The organism is Streptomyces sp. NPDC004647 (assembly GCF_040609575.1).
GTDB lineage: Bacteria > Actinomycetota > Actinomycetes > Streptomycetales > Streptomycetaceae > Streptomyces.
The window spans coordinates 21,440-27,634 of sequence record NZ_JBEXKU010000085.1 but is presented as its reverse complement, the minus strand read 5'-3'; the positions used below and the strand labels follow the sequence as shown (position 1 = coordinate 27,634).

Annotated in this window: 9 protein-coding genes; 6 read left to right on the top strand and 3 right to left on the bottom strand. The window is 68.9% G+C overall.

What is annotated here, in order from left to right; all coding sequences use genetic code 11:
• Nucleotides 1-83 precede the first annotated feature (83 nt).
• Nucleotides 84-872, bottom strand: a complete 789-nt coding sequence (locus tag ABZW18_RS28650) for a calcium-binding protein (RefSeq protein WP_356192889.1) — start codon at nucleotides 870-872, stop codon at nucleotides 84-86.
• A 501-nt stretch (nucleotides 873-1,373) separates the two neighbouring features.
• Between ABZW18_RS28650 and ABZW18_RS28645 the strand changes: the two genes are divergently transcribed.
• Together ABZW18_RS28645 and ABZW18_RS28640 are read left to right on the top strand one after the other, a co-directional pair.
• Nucleotides 1,374-1,619, top strand: a complete 246-nt coding sequence (locus ABZW18_RS28645; protein ID WP_356192887.1) for a hypothetical protein — start codon at nucleotides 1,374-1,376, stop codon at nucleotides 1,617-1,619.
• A 92-nt stretch (nucleotides 1,620-1,711) separates the two neighbouring features.
• The gene (locus ABZW18_RS28640; RefSeq protein ID WP_356192884.1) at nucleotides 1,712-1,936 is read left to right on the top strand and encodes a hypothetical protein; all 225 of its coding nucleotides are present in this window, start codon (nucleotides 1,712-1,714) and stop codon (nucleotides 1,934-1,936) included.
• A gap of 69 nt (nucleotides 1,937-2,005) precedes the next feature.
• On the opposite strand, the gene ABZW18_RS28635 is transcribed toward ABZW18_RS28640, so the two are convergent.
• A complete protein-coding gene (locus ABZW18_RS28635; RefSeq protein WP_356192882.1) occupies nucleotides 2,006-2,446 on the bottom strand; it encodes an excalibur calcium-binding domain-containing protein in 441 nt (146 codons plus the stop codon).
• 883 nt (nucleotides 2,447-3,329) lie between these two features.
• Here ABZW18_RS28635 and ABZW18_RS28630 point away from each other — a divergent pair.
• The 4 genes from ABZW18_RS28630 (at nucleotide 3,330) to ABZW18_RS28615 (ending at nucleotide 5,703) form a co-directional block, all read left to right on the top strand.
• On the top strand, nucleotides 3,330-4,526 hold the full coding sequence (locus tag ABZW18_RS28630; protein ID WP_356192892.1) for a helix-turn-helix transcriptional regulator: 1,197 nt from the start codon (nucleotides 3,330-3,332) through the stop codon (nucleotides 4,524-4,526).
• Between the two features lie 86 nt (nucleotides 4,527-4,612).
• Nucleotides 4,613-4,999 carry a DUF6415 family natural product biosynthesis protein gene (locus ABZW18_RS28625; RefSeq protein ID WP_356192879.1) on the top strand — a complete coding sequence of 129 codons (387 nt, stop codon included), beginning with the start codon at nucleotides 4,613-4,615 and terminating at the stop codon, nucleotides 4,997-4,999.
• Nucleotides 4,996-5,232: a hypothetical protein gene (locus ABZW18_RS28620; RefSeq protein ID WP_356192877.1), complete on the top strand. Its 237-nt coding sequence runs from the start codon at nucleotides 4,996-4,998 to the stop codon at nucleotides 5,230-5,232. The genes ABZW18_RS28625 and ABZW18_RS28620 overlap by 4 nt, the downstream gene beginning before the upstream one ends.
• Nucleotides 5,233-5,325: 93 nt before the next feature.
• Nucleotides 5,326-5,703, top strand: coding sequence for a hypothetical protein (locus ABZW18_RS28615; protein WP_356192875.1), 378 nt, complete (start codon nucleotides 5,326-5,328; stop codon nucleotides 5,701-5,703).
• Nucleotides 5,704-5,827: 124 nt separating this feature from the next.
• On the opposite strand, the gene ABZW18_RS28610 is transcribed toward ABZW18_RS28615, so the two are convergent.
• Nucleotides 5,828-6,118 carry a helix-turn-helix transcriptional regulator gene (locus ABZW18_RS28610; RefSeq protein ID WP_356192873.1) on the bottom strand — a complete coding sequence of 97 codons (291 nt, stop codon included), beginning with the start codon at nucleotides 6,116-6,118 and terminating at the stop codon, nucleotides 5,828-5,830.
• Nucleotides 6,119-6,195: the final 77 nt, after the last annotated feature.

The window sequence follows — 6,195 nt, the reverse complement described above, 5'->3', positions numbered from 1 at the left end:
GGGGTGGGGGGGGGTTGGGTGGGGGCCGCCGGTCGTGGTGACCGGCGGCCCGCGCGTCTGTGAGCCGTCGAGGACGGCGTGGGTTACTGCACGTCCACGAAGTCGCCCGTCGCCTTGACGGCCGGGGTGGTGGAGGTGCCGGCGAAGTTCCAGCGCCAGTAGCCGTCCTCGGACGCGGTGGCCGTGGTCGTCAGATCACCGGTACTGGAGGTGTGCACCGTCTTGACGGTGGTGTAGGTGGTGGTGCCCGCCCTGCGGTACTGGAGCTCGACCGGCTGGTTGGTGTAGCCCCGGTAATCGAGCGTGTCCCAGTTGGCCCGGGTGAGCTTGCCGGTGATCGTGAGCGTCGTGCCCTTGGCGATCGGCTCCGGGCTCGCGTTGACGGTCAGCTTGGAGTGACGCTGGAGGCGGGTGGTGGTGGCGGCCCACCGCTCGGCCCGGCTGTCGTCGTTGGCGAATACCTGGACACCGACCTTCCACGTGCCGGCGTCAGCGTTGGCGAGCCACGAATCCGGTTCGAAGGTGAAGGTCTTCGAGCAGGTGGACGTGGTAGCGCTGGAGGCGATGCAGTCCGCGGGCGTCGTGTCCTCGTTCGGCGCGATGTAGCCGTCGGCGGTGGAGTAGGGGTCTGTGCCGTCCGGTCCCCGCCACAGGTAGAAATCAGCGTCCCAGACGCCCGACGGGTCGGTGGCGGTCACGGAAACCGTGATGGTCTTGTCGACTGCGTCGACCACGATGTCTTTGCCGCCGTTGACGTCGACGTTGGTGATCTGGATATCCCCGACTGTCTCGTCCGCGTGCGCGGCAGGGGCGGTGAAGCCGCCCAGCGCGGTGGCAGCGGCGAGCACGGTGAAGATTGCGCGTCTTCGCATGTATCTCCCTCACGGAGTGAAGAGGAACACCCGCCGGATTGGACACGGCGGAGCAGTTGAAGGGCTAACTATAGGCAACCGGGCCACGCGCGCTGGGCGCTGCTCGCGGGGACGGACTGCCGGGGGCAAGTAAACAACCGCTGCCTGGTCAAGGGCGCGGTAGCCTTCGCAGTTTTGCTGAGACCGGCTCACATACGTCCGTATTCATGACCGTTGATGTCACTCAGGATGTCGGCTACGCCGCATGGATGAGGTGCAGCCGCACAAGGCCCGCACAACGCCATGGCACCCGACGTTGCCGTCGTCGAGGTCGTCAGCGGATCCGGCGGCATGCTCTATGCCTGCGGCCCCTGCAGGAAGGAGCACGGACGGCCTCAGACAGTCCAGCGAAGCTGCCACCGTGCGGGGCTCCCGGCGATGCCTTCGCTTACACGCTCAAAGCCTGCCCCCGTCCCTACTGCAGGCGCGTGGCCTACGGCCTGGCCTGGCATCTTTGATGCCATGAATCCACGAACGGGACTGACGTCGACGACGCTGATAATTGACGGAGAGAGATTTCATGTCAAAGAGCGCTCCGGCAGTCCCCCCACCTACGATTTCACCTGGCTGACAGGCCCGAACCCCGACTACGGGTTCAGTTGCGCGCTTCATGGGGCCACACACATGACGGTGCCTGAACTGGAAGAATCCATCCGCGAATTCCTGAAGCAGATCGATCCCGACACCGGGTACATCGAAGAAGACTGATACTGACAGGCCCGAACCTTCCATCGGGCCCTGCTGAATACGGCCGTTGATGACGACCGGTGTTGACCGTAGCTGGGCCTACGCTGTGGCCGATGCCATCGCCCCGGGTAACGGGAAGGGCCGCGGGCGAGCACGGCGAGCAGGGTGAGCGCGGGCCCGCCGGGCAGTCCTGCGAGGACGGTTACAGCCGGCAGACCCCGTCGTACGATCCTGACGCCCGGATTGCCGAAGCGACGGCGCAGCCGCACCCCGAGCCCGAACCGTCCAGCGGTGGCGGGCGGCTCTCCCTCGGCTTCACCCCGCGCCGCGATTGGTGACGCATCTCCACCACGAGCAACGCCCCCCTCGGCCTTCGGGCCGGGAGGGGGCGCTTCTGCTGTGTGAGGTCAGGGGGTGGCGCGGCGCCTGCGCAGGGCGAGCAGCAGCCCGCCGCCGGCGAGGAGGACGGCGGCACCGGCGCCCGCGAGGTACTGGGTGGCGTCGTTGCCGCCGGTCTTGGCCAGCGTGTCGTCCTGCTGTGCTGCGGAGTTCTTCGTGCCCGCGGCGGAGTCTTTGGCCTCGTCGGCCTTGCCGTTGTCGGAGGCGTTGTTGTCCTCGGCCGGAACGAAGTCACTCGGCGGCTGGTCGCAGCCGATGCCGTCGCCGTCACGGTCGAGGTGCCTGCCGTAGTGCTCGTCACCGGACTCGATGTTGGAGTACCCGGCGTCGTAAGCGGCCGTGCAGTTCTTGAACGGGTGACTGCCGTTGTGAGCCTCGGCGGTGGACGGCAGAACAGCGAGCGCTAACGCTGCGACGGTCACGGCGGCGGGCTTGTGGAGCAGGTTCACAGGGTGCCTTTCATTTGTCGATATTTGTGCCATGGTCGCAAGGCACAAGATATGAGGTGATGACGGTAGTAGTGGGGCCCTGGTGCGGTGTTGGGGTGCCGGGCATAGTGACGCGAACGTGACGTGACCGATCAGTAGCTCACCGTCGGCGCCGCCTTCGCCGGGCACAACCAGCACGCCTGGCTCGCGCATGGTCGGCCCGGGGTGCGGGCGCCGTCGCGTACGAGGGCGCCGCGGCGGCCAGCACGCTCACCACCAGCCCGACGGCCCAGGGGCGCCCCCCCGCCCAACCACCAGTGGGATTCACTTGCTGACATGACACTCCATCCGCTTCCCGCTCCGGTACTTCAATCCGGTGACATGATCGACGCGGGTGTAGCCGGCGGGATCGCGACACTCCTCCCTACGGCGTTCCGGCCGGAAATTACTCGGAGGTGCCCGCCCAGGCGGTGTGAGGTGAGAGGCCGCATAAGTGACGGCGTCCGCTCGCGATCATGCAGAAGGGCCGGTTCGAGAGGCCGCGCCTCTGCCTGGCCACCCGCGAGCCTCATACTCCGGCAGCCAGCCCGGCGTCCTCCCGAACGGCGACGCCTGTAAAAGCCACGAACAGCCCCTGATGGTCCTTCGGGACCGGGCAGGGGCCGTTGCACGTCCGGGCCAGATCCGGCAGTGCCGTGCCATGCTGACACCGTCGACGAGGGTGCTGCTCGGGTGCCCCGCTCCTCCCTCGCGGGCCGGGGCGCTTTCGTGCGTTCCGAGTCACACGGAACCGGCCTCGCCCCATACTCTGGCAGTGACTAGCTGGACAGAGAGGGGCAAGGCCGTGTCGCCTTCCGATGCCACCCCGGACCCGTACGCGGATCCGCTCGTCTTCGGCCAGAGAATGCAGATCCTCCGGCAGCGCCGCGGGATGAGCCGCGCGACCCTGGCCGGCCTGCTCGGCATGTCCCCATCGTGGGTGAAGCGGGTTGAGTCCGGACAACTACAGACACCAGGGCTGGAGATGATCCTGCGCGTCGCCGAGGTACTGCGGGTGCGAGACCTCGCGGACCTGACCGGATACCCCGGCCTACACGCCAAGCTGTTCATGGGGCCCGGCCACCCCCGACTGCCCGCAGTGGCCGCCGCCGTGAACGCCTTCCCCATCAGCAGCAGCGACCGGCCAGCGCCGAGGGCTGCCCACCTACGGGCACGCCTGGCTCGCGCATGGTCGGCCCGGCACTCCTCACCGCAGCACCGCGAGGTCATCGGCGGACTGCTGCCGGACCTGATCCGGGACGCGCAACTCGCGGTACGCCAGGCGGACAGCACGATCGACCGCCGAGCAGCACAGGCAGTCCTCGCCGAGGTCTACAGCCTCAGCCAGTTCTTCCTCGCCTACCAACCGGACGCGGCGCTGCTGTGGCGTGTGGCCGAGCGCGGCATGGTCGCAGCGCAGGAGTCCGAGGACCCGCACATGATTGGCGTAGCAGCCTGGCTCACAGCGCAGGCACACCGAGACTCCGGCCCCGGTCACTACGAAGCCGCCGACGCGGTGAACCTGGAGACCCTGCGGTTCCTGCAGCCGCTGCTCCCGGACGCGAGCGACGATGTCCTCGCCATCGCCGGGGCGTTGACGTTCGAGGCCGGGTACACCGCGGCCCGCCGCGGCGACACCGGCACGGCGTGGCGCTACTGGGACACGGCGCGGGAGGTGGCCGGCCGTCTGCCCACCGACTACTACCACCCGGTGACGTCCTTCTCCCGCGCCATCATGGGAGCGCACGCTGTCACCGTGGCGGTCGAGCTGCACGCCGGCGGGGAGTCCGCACGGCAGGCGGCCCGCGCCGATGCCGATGTGATCCCGTCCCGGCCGCGCCGGGCCCGGCACCGCATCGAGCAGGCCCGCGGCTACCAGCTCGACGGGCAGCCTGACACCGCGCTTGCGACGCTGGCTCAGGCGTACGAGGCAGCGCCGGAGACGATCCAGTACAACGGCTACGCCCGCCGCATCATCCTCGAAGAGACCGAGTCGGCGAGTCCCGACCGGCGGCGGCGCGCATCGGAGTTGGCGGTACAGGTCGGCGTACTCGCCGCGTGACAGGGGGACACAATCTGTGTCCCTTCTTTGCGAGAGCCGCCCTTACTGTCGGTGCAGAGCTGATCACACCGACTCCGGGGGCTCCCGTGCACACCACTACCAGCGGCAGCGCGGCAAGTGCTGACGACCAGGCCGCGAGCGAGAACGCCGCCCTGGTTGACGCCGACGTCATCGGCCGCACCGTCGAGCGGGCGCTCGCGCGCCGCGCCGCCCTGCCGCCTTTTCAGGAATTGCTGGACCTCGAGGAAATCCTCCGCGGGCACATCGAGTTGCTCGCGCCGATCGTCGAGGCGCAGGCCGCCAGGATGAACCGCGGCAACACCGCCTGGTACCAGCGGCGCTCCAGTCTGGACCGCGCGCGGCGAGCCCTCAGCGACAGCATGGGTGCTGGGCTGCAGTCCGCGGACATCCACATACGCGAGCTTGGCCGCGTGTGCCGCTCGCTCCTCGACTACGAGCAGGGCCTCCGGTGAGCGGCGGGCCGTGCCGCGTCGAGCAATGCAACTGGCACAAGGGCCCGACCGAGGAGCCCACACTCGTTGCTGTCACCGAGGTCGGCAGCGGGCCGGGCGCCATGCACTACGCCTGCCCCGACTGCATGACTGCCAGCCGCCTGAAACCGCTCGATCCGCAGAGCGACGGCAGCCCCGCGTACACGCCTCGCCCCACCTGGGACCGGGCCGCCGACGGCGAGTGCCGACCCTGAGCTGTCGGCGGCCCTCATAGATGCCCGCCCCGGTCGCGCGGTCCCAACCAGAGCGGCCGGGGCGGGTCCTGTAACGCGGCAAACGGAGGAACTGTGTACCAACTCATCGCAAGCCCGTTCCTGAGCGACTTCCTTCTCGTGCGGCCCGGTCATGCCGGAGGGGTCAAGGTCCCGGGCACGCGGTTCCTGGAGGTGCAGCAGGCCGCGGACTCCGGAGAGGACCCGCCCGCCTGGTTGGTCGACGCCGCCCGCCGCGTCCTGCGGCTGATGGAAGCTGGCCACACGGCCCCGGCCGCGGACGCGTGGGCCCGCCGGCTCCCCTCGTGGGCGTGCGCGCCGCGCGCTGCCGTGACTGCGTTCTCCGCGGCGAACGCGTCTGCATGGGATGAGATCGCGCGCAACGACCCGCAGGAGTGGAAGAAGGGCATGGCGCACTACGCGCACGACTGGCTGACCTACTGGCTCGGGTGACCTTCTCCGCTGGACTGGCCCCGGTCGTCCGCTCCCCCCGTGGCGGATGGCCGGGGCTCTCTACTGCGCAACCGGCAGGTAACACCACTGCCACCTGCGGCACAGAGCATGACGAGCCCTGCCCCTACTCCGTCACGAGGACCGTCAATGGCAGGTCGAGAGCATCGGCGATGAGCAGCAGATGCCCGAGGAGTGGGTCCATGACGGCGTTCTCGATGCGGCTGATGGTCTTGCGGTCGAGGCCGCACTGTTCGGCGAGGCGTTCCTGGGTGAGGTTGCGGTCGTGTCGTACGCGCCGGATGGAGTCGCCTACTCGCTCGCGGCGCTGGAGCACCCAGGCGGGCACGGCCCGAGGGCCCTGGTCCTCCCATATGGCTACCAACTGAGCCGGAGCGTGCAGCTCACCGCCGACCACGAGATAATGATGTCGGGAAGACCATCGGGATCGCGGCCCTCCAGCAACGTGATGCCTTTGCTGGTTCCGCGACCCAC

Bases quoted from the DNA above. Each gene is read 5' to 3' on its own strand.
- ABZW18_RS28650 (WP_356192889.1), bottom strand. From the start codon at position 872: ATGCGAAGACGCGCAATCTTCACCGTGCTCGCCGCTGCCACCGCGCTG.
- ABZW18_RS28640 (WP_356192884.1), top strand. From the start codon at position 1,712: ATGCCATCGCCCCGGGTAACGGGAAGGGCCGCGGGCGAGCACGGCGAG.
- ABZW18_RS28630 (WP_356192892.1), top strand. From the start codon at position 3,330: ATGCAGATCCTCCGGCAGCGCCGCGGGATGAGCCGCGCGACCCTGGCC.
- ABZW18_RS28645 (WP_356192887.1), top strand. From the start codon at position 1,374: ATGAATCCACGAACGGGACTGACGTCGACGACGCTGATAATTGACGGA.